The sequence below is a fragment of the Paraglaciecola sp. G1-13 genome (genome assembly GCF_055809255.1).
This window is the reverse complement of sequence record NZ_CM147903.1, coordinates 812,618-832,224: the sequence shown is the minus strand read 5'-3', so window position 1 is coordinate 832,224 and position 19,607 is coordinate 812,618. Positions and strand designations below refer to the sequence as shown.

Below are 19,607 nucleotides of genomic sequence, written 5' to 3'. Positions count from 1 at the left end.
GCGTTAAATGGGTGAGCCTGGTGGCAAAGGCTTAGGTTCAAAATGCGTTGGCCATTTTCCAGTTTGCCAAAACTGATTAAGCTGTTCCGCTAACACTCGGTTTTGCCCACGCTTTTTCAAGCTGCCTAACCACTGGGTTAAATCGCGCAGTTGTAATTCAATCGCGCCTGCCACTTCCGGTGCTAATTCAGGCGAAGCCAACAATTTGACTAAACCGTCGAGCACCACATAATTGATCCGCTGTGCAAGTTGGTTAGCGCTGTCTTGTTTTAAGCTACGTGCCAACAAAGTGGATATAACACTATGAACGCTCGGGGCTTCTTTATTCAGACTATGTTGCTGCGCCAATCGATTTAAACGCTGAGGTTGTAGTAACAAGGACAAGCTGTAATTTGCCGCGGACTCCCCAGCCGATACTGGGTCGAACGTTAGCCCAGTACGACCTTTAAAGCTCTCGCGGTTGCGTGATTCACCATAGGCTTTAGGCGGGATTAATTTTACGATATGTCCAGGCACACTCAAAAAGGCAGGTTGCATGGTATCCAAAATCGCATTTAATGCTCTTTGTTGCGCTTTACCATCAACCGGCTTTGCGCCTCTAGCTTTATTATAATCCCCCTTACTTTCATACTCATATTCCACCCCGCCAATCAGTTTTGCCGCTGCATCTAACTGATAACGATGAAGTAAATATATTGGTACAAAACGCTCTTCTAATGAAGATAACGTATCGCCAGTAGGAATGCTGTTAATACCGAACTGCTGCATTGCAACGCTGCGAACATCGCTAATTCGCTTTAACTCAGCCACGGCATCTTCACCGTTATCCCATAAACTGCCTGATGGGTTAGCCGCGTGTAGAGGCCGAGCATCGGGATCGGATTGATAACGCATGCCACTGGCACGTGCTTGTGTCACCAATTCGTTTAAGCCTGTCGTTTCATCTTGAGTATTGACATAGGTTTGGTAGCCATAGGCAATCACGTAGTCATCCCATTTACCCATGCCTGTCGCGTAAGCACCTTCTAAACTGATTCTGTCATTTTTTAAGGTGATAAGCGGATGCGGATAATCCATTACTGACTCACGGCCATACTCGCTGGCAGCGAAGTTATGGGAAATACCTAAGGTGTGCCCCACTTCATGGGCAGACAATTGACGAATACGCGCCAGCGCCATCTCTTGTTGCGCTTGCGTATCAGTAACGCCTTCCGCTTTAGTAAAGGGGCTGGTTAAGCCAAGAGCGATTAAATAATCTTGGCGAACACGCAACGAACCAAGCGTTACGTGGCCTTTAATGATTTCCCCGGTGCGAGGGTCAACCACAGAGCTGCCGTAAGACCAACCGCGAGTGGCTCTGTGTACCCACTGGATCACGTTGTAGCGCACATCCATTGGGTCAGCACCTTTTGGTAGCACCTTCACTTGAAACGCATCTTTGTAGCCAATTTTACTAAAGGCTTGGTTCCACCAGCGCGCACCGTCAAGTAATGCACCTAAAACTGGTTCAGGAATGCCTGGGTCGAGGTAGTACACGATAGGCTCAACCGCTTCACTGGTTTTAGCCTTGGGGTTTTTCTTACTTAGGCGATGGCGAGGGATAAACTGCGTCGTCATGCTTTGATCAAGCGGCGCTGAATAGTCCTGATAACCCAACGCCCAATAGCCTGAAAACGGGACAAACTTGCGTGGTTGGTACTTATTGTCAGGTAAGCGAACAAGCGAGTGGTGCAAATGCACCGAAATACTCTTTGGCGCAGGCGTCACTTGTTTTACATACTCCCCGGGCTGGCTACCAGCAAACGTCACCAGTGATTCAAGCTCGGTATTATCCACAAAGGCTTTGCTGCGCGCTAGATATACACCGCTTCGGGAAGCATCAGGGCTATAGCTGCCCTGCTTGGTCGTATTTAAACGATCGCTAATCTGGTGAATATCAGACAGTAGAAAATCCGTGTAATCCACCAGCACCATCTTTTCGTTAGAGGCGACAACAGGCAACCCTACTAATACAGAGTCAGCGAACGCTTCATCGATACTGGCCTGTTCAGCGGGATTAGCTGATGTCGCTCGATACGCTGTATTTAACTGTTTGAGCATCACTTTGTTACCAAAGCGTTGAAACTCGACCAAACGCGTCTTGCCTAACTGACCACGATCAAGGCCGATATCGTTCGAGCCAATACCTTGGGGCATGCTGCTTTGAAATAAGAACGGCTGCGACAGCTTATCGATGCGTAAATAGACTTTGTCGTTCTCGCCGTCGTAATAAAAATCAAAAAAGCCAGCTTTGTGCTCCATCCCATCGGTGAATTCAGCAATACTCTGTGCGTTCGCCGCGCCAGCCATTAAACACATTAGCGTGCTTAATAAAAAAACAACGCCCCTTCCCCTTAATAACCGCATCTGCGCTCCTTTTATCGTGAATATGAGTATGAGTATGAATATAAATATAATTATTGGTTTGATTTTATAGTTATTCTTGGCAATACATTAGCGAGATCCGCACCGCACTGACAGTAATAACCGTCCAGTAAAAACACTGGTGTATCGGTTTTCTCAGTGCACATTACAATGGATCTTTTAAGAGCTCGCCTCGGTGCGCTGAGAATGTAAAATAGGACGCTCATTTTTATTGCCATTAGCGCTAAAAGAAAACGCCCGAGCAGAAAACCCCGCAATAAAGAACATCCCCAACAGCACAAAATGCAACATTGTGTATCTAATAAACATTTGATCTGCGGTTAATAAATTATCTCTAGATGGGCTGAGAATAAACTGCAAACCAGAAAATACCCGACCATATTTGATAATGACATCTTGCATACCATGCTGTAGCAAGTAAAAACCTAGCGGTGCAGATCCCAAGGTGAGCGCGAAATAAACGAGCAACTTGAAGGAACGGGTGGCAGTGCCATTCTTAACCCACCACGCAGAAACCCAGACCAGCAGAATAATGTAAGCCACAAGGTTAAGTAGCTTAAATGAATACCCATTGTTAGGCAGTAGTTCAGTAATATTATCTGTACCGGCTTGGACCACCACTATCAAGTAAGCAACTGGTAAAATTAGGCAGCCATACAATACCGAAAATGCGAATCGACTGGCTTTGAACCCCACGGATTGAGTAGTAATAAACCAGCTATACACCACAAAAAACGCGCCAGAAATAGGCAGGTAAAACCCGAGAAAGCGATAACATAACTCGAGATAATGTGACTGCTCTCGCCATGTGGGATACCCCAAAATGTCATGCAAGCTCTCAATGGGAAAGCTTAGGTAAAAGAGATTAAATACCAGCAAGGTATGCACTAGCGTCAATGTAAATAACCACAAAGCTGAGGTTTTGCCTAGCTTTAAGGCCAGATTAAGCGCGATGCCGGGCAAACCTAACGCCACTAAAAAAGAAAATGACATCATAGCCGCACTTAGCCAAACCCAATCAGAATCAAATAACTCTTTTATATTGTAGGGCGTTCGAGAGTCTCCCTGTACAAATACGAGCCCCAAAAAGATAAGCCCAAATACTACCAATGGATAAAACTTGATAAACCTGCCACTGGCATTCACTGAGGTAGTATTTTCTCCTCGATTGTCCTCTTTTAGTGCAACGCCATCTGCTCCCTGTTGCAGCGTCGGCGTTCTGTGTGGACCACTGTCGTATTCATCAGTGTCTTGTTTATCAATGCCTTGTTTATCTGAATGCATCTGAAAAACTTTCCAACCTAAAAACAAGCCAAATAGATTTAATACGACGTCAGTTGCAACCGCTACCTTATTGGCCATAACTATTTGCAATAACTCAAGACCGAACAGGAACATCACCGCAAATAGGCAAAACAGTATACGGTTCTCTTTTTTCAGTTGGTGCTTAGCTGAAATAGACGCGAGCAACAAGCCCAGAGGTATAACGAGCAGCACCTTACGTAGTAGTTGCGTAACAGCCTGCAAAGGCCCTTCCCGCCAATAGGTTTCTAACGGCGCAGAGAAAAAATTGTGCCAATTACCAAGTACGGCTTGCTTATTTGCGACCAACTCAAAAGGGTAGATAGCGAAAAGAAACAACATGATGCACCAAGCGAACAGAATCAGCTCTTGCGTATACGAAATGAGCCCCATGTTCGCCTCAATGGTACCTGATTGTGGCGCGCCGTCTTTACTGCGGCTAGCACCTAAATTAGCGAAGAATTTAAGCGCAAGCATAATACCAATAAACGCTGTTACGATATCGGTCGAATCAGTATATCGACTGAGTACCAATAGTTGTGCTAATTCAATGCCAACGGCATAGAGGAGACATTTTTTTACTATCTGGATCGGCGTGTACTTACCACTTTTCACGTAAAGCCAAGTAATAAATCCCCACAGAAAAATGTCGGATAAAATACCAAATAGCCACTCGCTGATGCTTGAGTCGAATGAGGTAAAGGGAAGTAATGTAATGCGCCCTTCTTGCCATTTTTTGAACAGCTCCACAGGGCTTATGGATAAATCCAGTGGCATGACACTGTAAATAACCAATACGGTTAATGCGCCATTGGCATAGGCGATCCATTTGTTGTCTCCGCCATGACGGTTGAGCTCATGCACCATGGAAGTGAATTTATCACGGGTAAATAAGTATAAAACGAAGCTGGTGATCATACCCAAGAATTGAGCGAAGACGTCTTTGAACGACGAAACCCTATCGTTCAAAAACAGCTGAACAAACTCAATACCAACTGAAAGGCTGAGTAATACAATACAGATAGAGATCAGTTGAAGGGTGCGCGCCGGCGCAGAACTTTGCCGTGAGCTCAGAATAAAAAGCAAGTACGACAAAGGCATAAACAGCAGAAAGTTAGTGAACCAATCAGAGCGATTAACAATACTGAAATCGAGTTTCTTCAATTCCATAAACGCGTGCACTGCGTCCGTAAAAGACAGCGAATTGACATTAAATGGCACCCAGCTACCAAAGATAACGAATATCCCGTAACACAGAGTTATTTTTAGCAGTAACGCTTTGTCTCGACTCAGAACATTTTCACCTTAGAAGTACAAGTCCGTATGAGATGCAGATAAGCATCTTCATTTCGCCAATCTTATGCAATCAACATAAGCGGGATAAAATTTATTTTTTTGACGTTAACTAAATTCGAGTCACGAGTCTATGTTTCAGTTTCGCTCTGATGGCGCTAAGCATCTGTTAACTCAAAATTTTCAGAACGATTCCTGTGCTAACGCTGTATTTAGGCGTTAGCACTTCACATTCTACGTCGCGCAATTTATTTACCGTAATGTTGAGTGAGCGTTGATAGTGTATTGCAACAGGCGCTTGTAAAGTTTATTTTATGGCCAGTACATGAAGTGGAATGATCTTGATTAAGTAGTCGATCAATCTTCTAACAGGGATGCCAGTAGTGTTTTATACGGACATAGTAATGACTCACCTCACAAAAAACTGCCTCGTTGCACAATGTGCTTTACCACACAGAGTGCGATCAAATATCCAACCTACATGTTGTTGTGTATGCTCAATTTATGGGGCATTTAACCAATGAAATACAGAGCGGATATAGACGGCCTGCGCGCCGTTGCTGTCATACTGGTTATTCTTTTTCATGCAAAAATCAACCTGTTTCCTGGTGGGTATATAGGCGTAGATATATTCTTCGCCATCAGCGGTTTTTTGATTACCTCTATTATTTATCCCAAAATACTGGCCGGTAATTTCTCGTTTTTCGACTTCTATAAAAGAAGAGCGAGGCGCTTACTGCCTGCCAGTATTTTCATGACGCTGGTGACCTTGCTGGTTTTTGCGTTTATTTATCCACCTAATTTATTTCAAACCTTGGCTAAGTCAGCCATGGCTTCATTGCTGTTTTCATCGAACTTATATTTTTGGCAGACCTCTAGTTACTTTAGCCCCAATTTAGAATTACAGCCGCTGCTACACACCTGGAGCTTAAGCGTTGAAGAACAGTTTTATTTTTTATTCCCATTATCGCTGGTGTTATTAGGGCTGTTTAAATTAAAGAAAAGTGCTGTTCTCAGCCTCGTTGGATTAGCCTGCGCAGTATCGTTATTTTTAGCTTATTGGTTCGCCCCTAATAATTTAAGCTTTGTTAGTTTCTATGTGCTGCCTACCCGCTTTTACGAAATGGGCTTGGGCGCGCTGTTTGCCATACACTTAACCCACAAACCTAACGCCTTTAACCGAGTTAAGTATTTACGTGAAATAGGGCTGGTTATGATCGCCATTGCCGCTATTCAATACGACCGCAAACTTGCCTTTCCCAGTTTTTACGCTGTGTTACCTGTCATGGGCACTTTACTGATGCTGATTGACCACAGAACTAAGGGCCTGCTTTACAAAGTGATGTGCTCAAAACCTGTGGTATTTACCGGCTTGCTGTCCTACTCACTTTATTTATGGCACTGGCCGATATGGGTATGTTTTGAATGGCTGACAGAAAACACATCACCGGCCTACATGGGGGCTTATTTCACACTCACGTTTGTGGTGTCGTATTTATCTTACCGATTTATTGAACAACCATTGAGACAGCCCACTTTTTATCAAAGTACATACAGCAAAACTGCCTTGGGCGGATTCGCTGCAATACTGATAGCGAGCGTTTCATTCTCCTCACTACAATCGAATAATCGTTTATTGCCGATCTCTGAGCCCAGCATATCCGCTTATACCAACTCTTTAGTGAGTGAACCCTTTCGTGATAAATGCACCGACACCAAAAGGCTCAAAGGCCAATATTCGGTGTGCGTGTTAAAAGAAGGCACCAACGCAGAGTACTCTATTTTATTGTGGGGCGATTCTCACGCGTCAGCATTGATGTCAGCATTAGACAATTTTTCTGAGCGCTTCACTATCCATGCGATGAATACATCAGGCTGCCCTAGCCTAGTGGATACTAAGCGCAAAGGAAGCAGTGATTGCCATTTGCACAACCAATACATGCAATCCTATTTATTGGAGCAAACTAATCAATACGATCTTATCTTGGATGTGAGCGCATGGGACAATTACATCGAATATGAATTACTGGAAACAGAATCTTCGCAATTAGAAGAAATGCACGCGGCCTTGCAACGCACCATCGCATTTTTTGAGCAAAATCATTTGAAATATGTTTTTGTACCGCAAATTCCAAAGCAAAAAACCAATATCCCAAGGGCGTTTTTTAGGCAACAACTGGGTTTGAATGATGAACAAGAATACGTCCTCAGAAGTGAATACGCTACTAAGCTAAAACGTTTCGAAGAGATGCTTTACCCCAGTAAAAACATGATCGCCCTAGACAGTTTCTTCTGTGAAGAAGACAAGTGCGGCGGCAGTAAAGACGGCAAAATAATGTACAAAGACGCCCACCACATTTCAGTGTCAGCAGGTGAAACCATCAGTTATTACCTTGAAGGTAAAATTTTGAATGCGATTGAAGGCAGTGGCGAAACGCTAGCAACCTCCGTAGAGTAAGGCAGCAGAATGCTTACGCTCGACATCTACCAGAGCGAGTAAAAGCGCATCATGCTACACGTGCCTCAGAAATTGCTAAGCCCGAACCTACAACTTAACATCAAGACCGTTAGGCACGACAAATCATCTGTGTTGAGCGCCATTTGCCGCATGAGTAAAATAATCACCCAAACTAGCCGTAATTTAGAGACAGGTACGCATTAATTTGTCAGTATTTTTTACACATAAAATATTAAAACCATCAAAAATAACATAACCATATGATTTACATGGTTAATTGTTAATGGCTCAAAATTTGCTTTACTATACTTTAGTCTAAGTTTCATACACCTTCCTTCACATGAAGTGTAGTTACTCAGATATGCCATATTTTTAACTTAGTAGGAACACTAAAAAATGGATTTAAGAAGTATATTTACCCGTTTGGCAGCAGGTGCGTTTTTAACTGCCTCTGTGGCCGCAAATGCAGCAGTCATTACCGTTGATAACACAGACGCTGGCTTTACCTCTAGCGGCTTGAATTTCAGCACCTATGAGTCAGGTTATTTTGGTGCCAACTACATGGCCGATACACGCGACTCTGCAGGTGACTTTGGTTTGTGGGATCCAACAGGTAGCAGCGATTGGGTTGCTGGTATTTGGAAAGTAGAAATGCTTTGGAACTCAGGTCCAACAAGAGCAAATAATGCTGCTGTAACCGTTGACTCTGGTTCATCCACTGCTAGCTTGGTTATCAATCAGTTGCTCAATGGTACGGTTTGGAATGACCTAGGTGAGTACGATTTTGATCTTACAGGTGCTTCAGTGAAGATTGACGACAGCAATTCCACATCAGGCCAAAACATTATTGCCGATGCGGTACGCTTCACTTTCGTTTCAGCATCAACACCAGCTTCACCAACTGACGTACCTGCTCCTGGTACATTGTTAGTATTACTAGGTGCTGCGGCTGCAGTATTTAGATTGCGCCGTAAGTAAATTGATTGCAGTACGCCGCCCAGCGCGTACTCATATGAAAAAATGAAGAATATACAAACCAGCTAAATGAACAATTTAGCTGGTTTTTATTTTTAGTGCCTAAAGATCGTTATTACTTAGATTTGTAAGAGCAAACTCCCCTTTCACTTATACCCAGATCCCTCAATTTTATTACTTACACCTTATAGATATTCCACGTAGCGCCCGTTCGATGAATCAAATCGTATATTTTCCCACTCGACCTTAGAAGCGTTATAGAAGCCAATCACTGGGATCGCGATAAAAGGTTAACGACGTTTCTAAAACCCCCTCCCGCAGTGCGTTTAATTGCTCAGGCGTGAGCTTACTTTTCCACTTCTGAGCCGTTAGTTTTGAATTTCTCGCGGTTTGGAAGCCACTACTTAAATCATCTTTGGAATAACAGTATTGCTCGATAATTGAATCAAAATCTTCTGGTACGTCAACGCCACAATCAGTAAAAATGTTAGAAAACTGCTGCTTAGGGTCATCCACTAAGTCTTCATATTTAATTATCTTTGCATTTGGATAGTGATTCACCACGTCGACAGCTTCTGCCAAGAACGTGCCATATAACTGACCAAAACGCCCCCATTCATCAAGCTCAGACTCACCATCTAGTAACTCAGCGTGTCTTGTTAACCAACCTCTTTCGTGAAAACTTAATGCCACCGCGGCAGGGTGACGCAACAATATTAATAGGAAAGGTTTGTAATGCTTACAGTAAAAACTGGCTGCTGCAGGGTTCACCTCTTTAATCAGTAATTTTTGTGGTGTTGAATTTGAAAAAGGTAGAAAATCTCTTTTGTGATCCACAACCCCTCTGTGAACACTTGGTATACCGCCAAAGGCGTCATCAGCCAATGTCTGGTAAATGCTAATGTCCTTGTGGTTATCTTCGGCTCTAAACACTGCTTGTTCACCACCAAATCGTTTTAAGTAAGGCTGAGTAACGGGCTCTCTCAAGTATGCAAACTGTTTTGAGGTAGCCAGTATTTCACCCGCCCACGAAGAGCCGCTTCTGGGGTAAGACAATAGTAAAATAGAGGGTGTTATAAAACGCTTAGGCTTAATTTTGCTTAATAAACGAATAAAGTAGAGACTAGTAACAACTTTAATTTTTCTAAGATATTGTTTTACCCTACCCATGTAAATTCCTATATATTCAGATAGTTAGAAAATAACTGTCACACAGTGCCAATTGTATTGCAATTTAAAAAATGTTAAGAGATTCGAATAATCGCCTGCTACCCATCACTGAGCCTAGCATATCAGCTGCTACCAGCTCTTTAATTAGTAACCCCTTTGCTCAGAACACTTTTCACGCTAAATGCACTGACACCAACAGTTCAAAGGCCAATATACGGTGTGCATGTATAAAGGAAGTGAAATAGCCGAGAAATCAATTTTTGCTTTGGACCTACTCTGGCGTATCCGTATTGATATCATGTTAGATAACCTTTCGAATCGCTTCATTATCCATGCAATGAATACTTCAGACCATATTAACCTAATAGTGACTAAGCGTAGAGGTAACAAAGCTCGAATGATGAACAAGAATACGTCCTCAGAAGTGAATACGCTACTAAGCTAAAACGTTTCGAAGAGATGCTTTACCCCAGTAAAAACATGATCGCCCTAGACAGTTTCTTCTGTGAAGAAGACAAGTGCGGCGGCAGTAAAGACGGCAAAATAATGTACAAAGACGCCCACCACATTTCAGTGTCAGCAGGTGAAACCATCAGTTATTACCTTGAAGGTGAAATTTTGAATGCGATTGAAGGCAGTGGCGAAACGCTAGCAACCTCCGTAGAGTAAGGCAGCAGAGTGCTTACGCTCGCCATCTATCAGAGCGAGTAATAGCGCATCATGCTACACGTGCCTAAGAAATTGCTAAGCCCGAACCTACAACTTAACATCAAGACCATTAGGCACGAAAAATCATCTGTGTTGAGCGCCATTTGGCGAATGAGTAAAATAACCACCCAAATCAGCCGTAATTTAGAGACAGATATGCATCAACTTGTCAGTATTTTTTACACATAAAACAATAAAACCATCAAAAAAAACATAACCATATGATTTACATGGTTAATTGTTAATGGCTCAAAACTTGCTTTATTATACTTTGGTCTAAGTTTCATACACCTTCCTTCACACGAAGTGTAGTTACTCAGATATGCCATATTTTTCACTTAGTAGGAACACTAAAAAATGGATTTAAGAAGTATTTTTACCCGTTTGGCAGCAGGTGCGCTTTTAACTGCCTCTGTGGCCGCAAACGCAGCAGTCATTACCGTTGATAACACAGACGCTGGCTTTACCTCTAGCGGCTTGAATTTCAGCACCTATGAGTCAGGTTATTTTGGTGCCAACTACATGGCCGATACACGCGACTCTGCAGGTGACTTTGGTTTGTGGGATCCAACAGGTAGCAGCGATTGGGTTGCTGGTATTTGGAAAGTAGAAATGCTTTGGAACTCAGGTCCAACAAGAGCAAATAACGCTGCTGTCACCGTTGACTCTGGTTCATCCACTGCTAGCTTGGTTATCAATCAGTTGCTCAATGGTACGGTTTGGAATGACCTAGGTGAGTACGATTTTGATCTTACAGGTGCTTCAGTGAAGATTGACGACAGTAATTCCACATTAGGCCAAAACATTATTGCTGATGCGGTACGCTTCACTTTCGTTTCAGCATCAACACCAGCTTCACCAACTGACGTACCTGCTCCTGGTACATTGCTTGTTTTGCTAGGTGCAGCGGCTGCCGTATTCAGATTGCGCCGCAAGTAAGCTTGTTATTTGCGCATCATCTATGCGTGCAGACAAAAACAAATACTAAAATCCAGTTGAATGTATAATTCAGCTGGATTTTTACGTTCGCAACGGGACTGTCGTATACTGACGCGCAAAGAAACTAATGTATTTTTGAAGAACTTAATCGAATAAAACGAAAATTTCTCGACGTTATATCTTTTTAGGTTGTTACAATCCAAATATAGCTTTTTTCAGTCACTTCCCAATAAGACCAAAATATGTCATACGCCAAAAAAACCATTATTGGTACCCTCTGGAATACCATGAGCAACATGGGCAATCAGCTCATATCGTTGCTAGTTTACGTGTTGCTCGCTCGATTACTGAGCGTTGAAGAGTTTGGCCTTATCGCCTTTAGTTTCCTTATTTTGGAACTCGGTAATCTTTTTGTAGGTTTTGGTATCAACCAAAACTTAATCCAAAAAAACGAATGGGATGATACGTTCGCCAAAACCTGCTTCTGGTTTTTGCTTGGAATATCAACGCTTATCGGCACAGTCATTGCTTTGGTCATTGCACCTCTTAGCAATTATTTTTACCAAGCCGGCTCAGGCACTGTTTTACTATTTCTAGCACTAGTGCCTGTTTTTAATGGTGTTTCGCTGGTTAACTCTGCAAAACTAGAACGTGAATTCAAAAACAAACAGTTGTCAGCCATTACACTAACATCAGTCACCGTAGGTGGTATTGTTTCCGTTAGCTTGGCTTTGAATGATTTCGGCGTTTGGTCCGTCATATGGGGGCGATTACTCCAATCAGCTTTAAATAGTATCTTATTGATTACAGCAACTCACTTTCGCCCAGCTCTGACAATAAATAGAGTGCATATTACAGAGCTAGTACATTTTGGCCTGCCCCTTATGTGGATTGCACTAATGCGGTTTTTCGCAGAGAAAACCATGAATTTTGTTGTCGCTCTCGTTTTAGGCAATGCCGCATTTGCGTTTGTATCAGTCGCCCAGCGGGGCCAAACTACACTGACGTCTCTTACAATTAGCCCGCTAAATAAGATGATGGTACCGTCATTCTCGCGCATCAGTAATGATAAAGTGGCTGAATCTTATTACCGTGTGTTACGCACATCCTCGTTCATTGTTTTACCTGTGATCATAGGTTTCGCAGCGATTGCAGAGTTAGCCGTGCTACTCACTTTCGGTGACAAATGGTTAGTCAGTGCAGAGCTCATCAGTATTTTGTCGTTTGTGATTATCGCTAGTATTCTGGGCTGGTTTCTACCAGCAATTATGATATCTCAAGCGCGAACACGAGCTGCATTTCAGTTAGGTGTTATAACGCTAATTGGCAACGTATCAGCGGCTATAGCAGCAGCCTTCTTTGGGATTTATGCAATAGCTGTCGCCGTGACGTTAGTCTCTTTTATCACCTTACCTATGCGCTATCGTATTATCCAAAAATTTGTGAATATCAGCTTCAAAAAATCGCTTGAAAGCGTTTTCCCTAGCACTTTAGCCGCTTTGACTATGTTTGCTGTGGTATACAGTTCACTGCAGTTTAACGTCATTCAGACTGGCTTACTGCCATTAGACTTGGCACTGTATATGCTATTGGGGGGAGTATGCTATTTAGCTGTACTGCTACTATTATTCAGGCCCTTCTTTTACACATCACTCAAAGAGCTTAAGGCTCTAAAAAGAACGAAAAAATAACGTGAAATGTCCGAGGTTAGGCGCTTTCTAGCCTTTATTTCAAGAGAGTAAAGTACGCCACGCATTCCGTATTTTCTCACGAGAATAATGCAGTAGAGCTTCTTGCATGACCTGCTTTTTTGGGATTAAAGGCAATCTTTCAATATTATCCGGAGTAAACTCGCTAGGCGTTAGAACATGCACGAAATCATGTTCCGCAGCTTTAGCTAAAGTAAACTTTGAAGGTAAGCAAAGTAAATTACAGCCAAACGTAATGGCATGATAAAAGGTGCCAGATGAAATCATTCGGTTATCTTCGTGGGCTAAGACTATAAAGTCATAAGATTTTAGAATGCCTTCGAGTGCATGATCACTCAAATAGCCATAACGGCATTCGACCTCTAACTCGCGATCTTCAATAATTGCTTCAAGTCTTTGTGCGTAGGCGATATCGTCACATGCACCAGCAATTAACATAGGCTGACATTTAGGCCAACTAGCTAACGCCTTATGGATCCCTTTATACGATTTAATTGCGCCTACAAAAGCGAAGCGAGGGCGGGAGCACACTTCGGACTCAATCTCTGCTAGTTGAAACTGAATCTGTTCGTCAGTTAAATAAAGCGGATGAGGTATAGTTTGTTGACCATAATAAGTTTCTAAACAAATTTGCTTAGTGCTTAGCAGCTTCAATATTCTGCACATCAGAGCGTGTAAATTAAGATTACCCTTGGCATTGTGAGGAACATAATTGTGCCGAACCCAAACAATGTTCTTAGTCATCACTTTTCCTAACAGAGCAATGATAAAGAACCAGACGAAAAGCGCTAATGCACGAAACAAGGAGATACCGCTGCGGTACATTTGATCTTCAACCCAATTGAGTATCAACGCATTATTTTTACGAGCCCGCCACGTCCCAAACGAAAATAGCTGGCGAACCGAGGCAATGTTAAATCCTAAACTTTGAATTTCTTTCTGATTAATATCTATGAAATCATTATTGTGAGAATAAGGATAAAAGTAAACTGACAAGCGTTTTCTCTTTTTTATTATGTAGAGTTAATATATGGATAACAACAGCTGTATTTCACTTTAGTTCATCCACCGTTAAGTAAAGAGGAAAATGTCATTACACCAATTTAACTCGATGTAGAACTTTACTGAATAAAGTTTGAATTGTCGCCTTAACTCCTGCCAATTCTATTGATTTCTGTATCCAGCCAAATTTATTACTTTTGTTGGGCAAATAGCTTAATATTTGCTCCGCAACACGCCTATTGAAAGGCGCTTTCCCGAGCCAGTTTTTGTGTTTATATGCCGCTCTTAACCTTACATCTATTCTGGATACGCACATTTTTTTTACTTCCTCGGTGATACCACCAGGAGTACCTTTCCTATAAAAAAATAAAGCTCGAGGTAGGTTGATAAATCGAGCATTCGCTTGAACTAATCGTACAAATAGATCCCAGTCCTGACCATTTTTTAGTTCTGGGTCAAACGGGGTTTTAAGTAAAACTGAGCGTTTGCCGCTAAAACCACTCATCCCTGAATAGCGATTACCATAGCGCAACTCTTGCGCTGTGACATGATTGCCAGGATTTACGTTTATTTTATTTTCTGATCCCATTAATAAATACCCACAAATAATAGCTTCGACGTCGCTATCACCTCGGTAAACACTTTCATGGACTTCCAAAAAATTTTCTAGCCAAACATCGTCATCGTCCAAAAAACAAACAACATCGCCAGTCGCCTTCGCAACCCCTATATTACGCGCCGTGTTTGCTCCGCTCTTGGAGTTCAAACGAATATAGTCTATGTCATATTCTGAAAATTCGGCCATTACCGGCTGATAATCCGCTTCGGAACAGTCGTTAACAATAATGATTTCGAAAGGCTGAACAGTTTGAGCAAGTACACTTTTCAAAGCCGATTGAAGAAAGTCTGGCCTCTCATGAGTAATTATGACAACGGAAGGTCTGAGGCTATTCATAACATAAATTTCATGTCTTTAAGTTCGGTAATTATAGAGCTCTAATCATTTGCTAATTCATCATTGAACAATTCACACAACGTTGACGCTGTTAATCAGAGAGACTGACTTGTAAAAAATGTGATGGCTCAATGTCGTTAACGTAAGCTTGAAGAGTATATAGACTATATTAACTGAAAAATAGTTGTTGCCATTAAAAATAGCTTAAAGACTATTCAGTAGCAGGTAAATACCCACACGGATTTGTGCTTTATTACCTCCATCAATGTAATTTGAATTAACTCGATAACTCCGTAGGCTCAGTCCATTAATATAAGCTAATGACCCATAAGTAATTTTAATGCACATTATGGTTACCACTTTTCAACGATTGTCCTTTTATGTATCAAATCAATGATAAATACGTAAAATAAAGTAAGGTGCTCGTTTTCAGTCTTATTGCTTAAGGTACCCCCTCGAACTCACTTTATGGAAAGGTATGTAGTAGCTTAAAAACCGTTGAATAAACATACCTGTTAATCTAGTGCTTTGCCTTGAACAAGCTGCCATGTGAAGTATAATAATTTTACCTCCCGCTATCCTGTAATAGTTAATAACCAGCTTACAAATGCAGCTAGGCTGCCGATTAACGCAATCTTTAGGAGTAGTTATGTATAACCATTATGGATCCACCAGTATCTCTTTAACTAACTATTTAATGATAACTTTGCTTACAGTGGGAATATCAGGCTGTTCCGTTTTTCACGCCCCTCCGACGCAACCGATAGCACAACCAGCAGCTACCCTCATTAATGAGATAAAAGCTGAGCAACTTTCCACAGAAACTCAGATTATCTCGATGTTTAGTACTCAAGGCACAAATGACACGCTTCCAACGAGTACGCAAAAAGCGTTGAAAACCTATCCCGTTTTAGCAGCAAACTTGCTCATTACAATGAGCAAGAGTGAAAATATTCAACAGAGCATCATCAATTTCATTGAAAAACACATAGAAAACCAAAGCGAATACATATACGTTGCGCTGACATTGTATCCTATCGACGGTTATCGTTTAGCTGAAAAATTAGCATTACGTGATGATGTAGATAATGAAATTATTACAACTGCGAGTTTGAGAGCCGGTTTTGATCCAGCGCTAATTTTCCCTGCTACATCGTCAAGCGACTTAGATTATCGAATAGTCCCCTTAATAGAGTCTGCCAGTATAACCTTGTATAACAAAAATGAAGATTCATCGGCGGCAATATGGTTTAAAGCGCAAAATGACGCACAATGGCAAGAAGGGTTAGCACTGCAATGGGAGCCAATCCAAGGTGCCCTATCTGGGTCTATGGTGTATCTAGAATCCGATACCCAGTACACAGTTAAAGTATCACTAAGCGAGAACAATGAGGTTGTATCTGAAGACGAATATACCTTTACCACCCGCGCCGAATCTCCCCCTATCGACCCAGAAAAAATCTATTACCTCAGTGATATCTATCAAGGTGGGCAACTTGATTTAGAGGCCCTAGGTATTGAAGGTAGCGAAAGTGGCTGGGCCAAAATAGTAGGTGACGGAGTCACGGTTGAAGCAAACGACGGCGATCTTTCAGCTGTTTACTTGGGCAGTCAGAATTATGTGATGCTTGAGAACGTTACGACTAAAGGCGGTGAGCGTTATGGAATTCACGGTTATAAAGGTCACCACACGTGGATAAAAGGTTGTGATATTTCTAATTATGGTCGTGTGCCTGATGATATCCGAGATGGTAAAGCATATTCGAGCACTGAGAGCACTTCCCCAATAAATTATGATTCAGGTATTTATTTAGAACGCAGTGGTGTTGTGGTAATTGAAGACTGCGAGGTTCACTCACCTAACGGCAAAGCCAACAGTTGGGAATATGGCCATCCAAATGGTCCCAATGCTTTACAAGTATGGGGTAAGCACGACAATCTTGCTTACCGAGGTCAGTATATCGTACGTAATAACCGTTTTTACGGCACACCTAAACATCGATTCAATGATGTCATTGAAGGTCGTGGAAATCGTAGTCGTGAAGGAGGATTTGTACGGGACTCGGCGATATACAATAATTACATAGCCTATTCGAATGATGATCTAATTGAATTAGACGGTGGGCAAGCTAATGTACTCTTTTACAATAACGAATTGACTCAGGGCTACTGTGGTATCAGTACCGCGCCGAACATGATTGGCCCTAGTTACGTATTTCACAATTACATACATGACCTAGGGGACGAGAGAGGCAAAGAGTGGACCGCAATAAAAATGGGTGGCCTAATGAGCAGCCCATCCGGTATTACCAATGTTTTTGAAAATCTTATCATCACTGATAGAAACGGTATTTCTGCCTCAAGGGTTGATGGTGACTACACTTTTTGGGTTAATGCAGTTAATAATATCATCATCAATAGACGAACGAACAATCTCGTTGGTTATGGTATATTCGATAGAGAGTTATACGCCCAGTCAGAGTTCGTCAATAATCTTATTCACAATACATCCCTAGACACCCCTAAAATACAAGCAATTGAGAGCAAAGACTTCTATCACCCTTCCTCGTTCGAGCCAGCGTTTGTTAGTGATATAATACAATCACCATTTCCAACTTTGCTTGAAATTGACAGTAGCTTTATTTTGGCCAATTTTTCTCGTTTAGCACGGGAGCGTGCTTCATCTTCAGAGCAACTTGGCACCGTAACACCGCTTATCTTTAATGCATCAGAACTTACTTCGTTTGCAAATCAAAATAAAGATAATCTATTTCAGATAGATCCAAATGGACTGGGACTAACCCTAATTGGCAATACTTGGAAAGCACTGAATTATACATACACCTTAACCGACAGTACCATCATTGAGTTCGATTTAACTCATAACGGGCTCGGGGAGATAATAGGACTCGCTGTTGAAACAGATAATCAACTAAGCCATGACCGTCTCTTTAAGTTTTACGGCTCACAGTCTTGGGAGTTAGATGATCTGGTTGCAGAGTCAATAGATGATGTTGCAACCATTCGTTTAAACGTAGGACAGTACGTTACCGGCGAGATAACCAAAATCGTATTTGTATCAGATTATGATCAAACTCAAGGCTCCATCAAGCCTAGTACAACATTCGAAAACATCAGAATCTACGAAGGGGTAGCAGTAACCAGCGATTCAGTCGAAACAAACACGACGAGCCTAATTCCCATAGGTTCGTCGGCCTTTTAAACACGAACTAACAGCTTACTAATATAAAAGGTAACCTTCGGCAGGGCATCATACAACAAGTAGTAAGGGTAAAATATAAGCCCTTTCCCTTGCAAAACATGAGGCCGATAAAAGTCTAAAATATCGGTCTTTTCTTCGGCAACAGATCTTACTGAGCGCTTAAATAAATCTCTTATTACTTCAGTACTCGGTCGATAGAACAACAAGGCGTCTTCTAAGCTTACATCTGTATTTTCGTTAAAATTATTGACGTGCATATAAACCGAGAAATCAGAGAGGTAACGCTGCTTCATTGACTTTTTAAAATCTGCCGAAACTGAACCGCCAACAGACTTATACCTTCTAACTAAAGGTGACTCGATCATTGAAAACTTGCAATGACGGCTCATTCTACACCAGAGATCACGATCTTGTGCGAACTTGAATAGACTACGGTAACCACCTGCTCTGAGGTACTCAGCTCTCCTAAACATAACCGTACTATGCCCAAACGGGTTATATTGAGCCATAGTTTTAACGTTATCTTGCGGTAACGCTTTACCTACAACTTTAGAGGAATTTCGCACCACATCAAAATCTTCATACCAAGTGCCTACAAGACCAATATCCGGATTGGCATCCAGCACCGCAGCTTGCTTTTCGAAACGTCCTGGCAACGATAGATCCCCAGCGCCATGTACTGCGATGTATTGTGAGTCAACGCTGTCAATGGCGCGCCTGATCGCATTTACGAAACCTGAATTTTCGTAACTTACTACTTGTACATTATTGCTACGATAAGCCTCTAGCTTCGACTTGGTATCATCCTTTGAACCGTCATCCACCAGTAACAATAAATCATATTGCGATAGTTGTTCAGTAATACTTCGGATTGACTCGTCAACCATAGCTGCTCGGTTGTAATAAACTGACACGATCAGTGTTCGGGGTGTTTTCATAATTTAGCAACTTTTAAAATTGGCTTCGCAGGAATTCCTACAACGGTTTGGTTAGGCTGAACATCACGATTTACAACGGCATTGGCACCAATGACTGCATTGTCACCGATATGAATTCCCCCAATGATTACCGCCCCAGCATAAACAGTTACATTAGCCCCAAGTCGGGGATATTTGTTTTCTGTTGACTCACCTCTTCTTGCTGCGCCAAAAGTGACATTTTGATAAATGGTGGTGCCATGACCTATCTCTGCGCCTTCGCCGATAACAATACCCGTAGGGTGAGGAAATCTTACAGAATCAGCAATATTAGACTTTGGAGATATATAGCATCCGAAACTATAAATAACTTTTTTCTTAATTCTGTCAGCTATAAACCTACCAATAAGCCCATATTTACTAAGTTTACTTGCTCGTAAGTGCAATTTTAAAACCTTATCACCCGCTCTAAACCGGAACATAACCCCTCACTAAAGTCTCTTTAATTGAACTACAATTTTTAACTCTCGAA

General features: G+C 41.9%; 14 protein-coding genes. 7 read left to right on the top strand and 7 right to left on the bottom strand.

Annotated elements, in window-relative coordinates; translation table 11 throughout:
* Positions 1–3: 3 nt before the first annotated feature.
* Positions 4–2,406, bottom strand: a complete 2,403-nt coding sequence (locus AC0L6N_RS03425; protein ID WP_473478879.1) for a zinc-dependent metalloprotease — start codon at positions 2,404–2,406, stop codon at positions 4–6.
* A gap of 177 nt (positions 2,407–2,583) precedes the next feature.
* Positions 2,584–4,896, bottom strand: a complete 2,313-nt coding sequence (locus tag AC0L6N_RS03420; RefSeq protein ID WP_473478877.1) for a VanZ family protein — start codon at positions 4,894–4,896, stop codon at positions 2,584–2,586.
* Between the two features lie 643 nt (positions 4,897–5,539).
* Here AC0L6N_RS03420 and AC0L6N_RS03415 point away from each other — a divergent pair.
* Both AC0L6N_RS03415 and AC0L6N_RS03410 read left to right on the top strand, forming a co-directional pair.
* Positions 5,540–7,477 (top strand): acyltransferase family protein, encoded by a 1,938-nt coding sequence (locus AC0L6N_RS03415; protein ID WP_473478876.1) that lies wholly within the window; start codon positions 5,540–5,542, stop codon positions 7,475–7,477.
* Between the two features lie 396 nt (positions 7,478–7,873).
* Positions 7,874–8,455, top strand: a complete 582-nt coding sequence (locus AC0L6N_RS03410; protein WP_473478873.1) for a golvesin C-terminal-like domain-containing protein — start codon at positions 7,874–7,876, stop codon at positions 8,453–8,455.
* A gap of 252 nt (positions 8,456–8,707) precedes the next feature.
* On the opposite strand, the gene AC0L6N_RS03405 is transcribed toward AC0L6N_RS03410, so the two are convergent.
* Positions 8,708–9,622, bottom strand: a complete 915-nt coding sequence (locus tag AC0L6N_RS03405) for a sulfotransferase domain-containing protein (RefSeq protein WP_473478871.1) — start codon at positions 9,620–9,622, stop codon at positions 8,708–8,710.
* Positions 9,623–9,845: 223 nt separating this feature from the next.
* Between AC0L6N_RS03405 and AC0L6N_RS03400 the strand changes: the two genes are divergently transcribed.
* From AC0L6N_RS03400 to AC0L6N_RS03385, 4 genes are all read left to right on the top strand, one after another.
* Positions 9,846–10,067: a hypothetical protein gene (locus AC0L6N_RS03400; RefSeq protein ID WP_473478868.1), complete on the top strand. Its 222-nt coding sequence runs from the start codon at positions 9,846–9,848 to the stop codon at positions 10,065–10,067.
* A 35-nt stretch (positions 10,068–10,102) separates the two neighbouring features.
* A complete protein-coding gene (locus AC0L6N_RS03395) occupies positions 10,103–10,291 on the top strand; it encodes a hypothetical protein (RefSeq protein ID WP_473478864.1) in 189 nt (62 codons plus the stop codon).
* 396 nt (positions 10,292–10,687) lie between these two features.
* Positions 10,688–11,269, top strand: a complete 582-nt coding sequence (locus AC0L6N_RS03390; protein ID WP_473478863.1) for a golvesin C-terminal-like domain-containing protein — start codon at positions 10,688–10,690, stop codon at positions 11,267–11,269.
* Positions 11,270–11,511: 242 nt separating this feature from the next.
* Entirely contained in the window at positions 11,512–12,960 is a 1,449-nt protein-coding gene (locus AC0L6N_RS03385) for an oligosaccharide flippase family protein (RefSeq protein WP_473478860.1), read from the top strand.
* 39 nt (positions 12,961–12,999) lie between these two features.
* On the opposite strand, the gene AC0L6N_RS03380 is transcribed toward AC0L6N_RS03385, so the two are convergent.
* Positions 13,000–13,974, bottom strand: a complete 975-nt coding sequence (locus tag AC0L6N_RS03380) for a glycosyltransferase family protein (protein WP_473478858.1) — start codon at positions 13,972–13,974, stop codon at positions 13,000–13,002.
* A gap of 97 nt (positions 13,975–14,071) precedes the next feature.
* Complete coding sequence (locus AC0L6N_RS03375; protein ID WP_473478856.1) at positions 14,072–14,935, bottom strand: glycosyltransferase family 2 protein; 864 nt, start codon at positions 14,933–14,935, stop codon at positions 14,072–14,074.
* Positions 14,936–15,584: 649 nt separating this feature from the next.
* Here AC0L6N_RS03375 and AC0L6N_RS03370 point away from each other — a divergent pair.
* Positions 15,585–18,158 (top strand): right-handed parallel beta-helix repeat-containing protein, encoded by a 2,574-nt coding sequence (locus tag AC0L6N_RS03370; protein ID WP_473478854.1) that lies wholly within the window; start codon positions 15,585–15,587, stop codon positions 18,156–18,158.
* Here AC0L6N_RS03370 and AC0L6N_RS03365 read toward each other — a convergent pair.
* Positions 18,155–19,096: a glycosyltransferase gene (locus AC0L6N_RS03365; protein ID WP_473478852.1), complete on the bottom strand. Its 942-nt coding sequence runs from the start codon at positions 19,094–19,096 to the stop codon at positions 18,155–18,157. The two genes, AC0L6N_RS03370 and AC0L6N_RS03365, sit on opposite strands and share 4 nt — an antisense overlap.
* Positions 19,093–19,557: a serine O-acetyltransferase gene (locus AC0L6N_RS03360; RefSeq protein WP_473478850.1), complete on the bottom strand. Its 465-nt coding sequence runs from the start codon at positions 19,555–19,557 to the stop codon at positions 19,093–19,095. The genes AC0L6N_RS03365 and AC0L6N_RS03360 overlap by 4 nt, the downstream gene beginning before the upstream one ends.
* Positions 19,558–19,607 lie beyond the last annotated feature (50 nt).

What these genes read in the sequence shown, in the direction of transcription:
- AC0L6N_RS03425 (WP_473478879.1), bottom strand. Translation starts at nt 2,406, where the DNA reads ATGCGGTTATTAAGGGGAAGGGGCGTTGTTTTTTTATTAAGCACGCTA.
- AC0L6N_RS03420 (WP_473478877.1), bottom strand. Translation starts at nt 4,896, where the DNA reads ATGGAATTGAAGAAACTCGATTTCAGTATTGTTAATCGCTCTGATTGG.
- AC0L6N_RS03415 (WP_473478876.1), top strand. Translation starts at nt 5,540, where the DNA reads ATGAAATACAGAGCGGATATAGACGGCCTGCGCGCCGTTGCTGTCATA.
- AC0L6N_RS03410 (WP_473478873.1), top strand. Translation starts at nt 7,874, where the DNA reads ATGGATTTAAGAAGTATATTTACCCGTTTGGCAGCAGGTGCGTTTTTA.
- AC0L6N_RS03405 (WP_473478871.1), bottom strand. Translation starts at nt 9,622, where the DNA reads ATGGGTAGGGTAAAACAATATCTTAGAAAAATTAAAGTTGTTACTAGT.
- AC0L6N_RS03400 (WP_473478868.1), top strand. Translation starts at nt 9,846, where the DNA reads ATGTATAAAGGAAGTGAAATAGCCGAGAAATCAATTTTTGCTTTGGAC.
- AC0L6N_RS03395 (WP_473478864.1), top strand. Translation starts at nt 10,103, where the DNA reads ATGATCGCCCTAGACAGTTTCTTCTGTGAAGAAGACAAGTGCGGCGGC.
- AC0L6N_RS03390 (WP_473478863.1), top strand. Translation starts at nt 10,688, where the DNA reads ATGGATTTAAGAAGTATTTTTACCCGTTTGGCAGCAGGTGCGCTTTTA.
- AC0L6N_RS03385 (WP_473478860.1), top strand. Translation starts at nt 11,512, where the DNA reads ATGTCATACGCCAAAAAAACCATTATTGGTACCCTCTGGAATACCATG.
- AC0L6N_RS03375 (WP_473478856.1), bottom strand. Translation starts at nt 14,935, where the DNA reads ATGAATAGCCTCAGACCTTCCGTTGTCATAATTACTCATGAGAGGCCA.
- AC0L6N_RS03370 (WP_473478854.1), top strand. Translation starts at nt 15,585, where the DNA reads ATGTATAACCATTATGGATCCACCAGTATCTCTTTAACTAACTATTTA.
- AC0L6N_RS03365 (WP_473478852.1), bottom strand. Translation starts at nt 19,096, where the DNA reads ATGAAAACACCCCGAACACTGATCGTGTCAGTTTATTACAACCGAGCA.
- AC0L6N_RS03360 (WP_473478850.1), bottom strand. Translation starts at nt 19,557, where the DNA reads ATGTTCCGGTTTAGAGCGGGTGATAAGGTTTTAAAATTGCACTTACGA.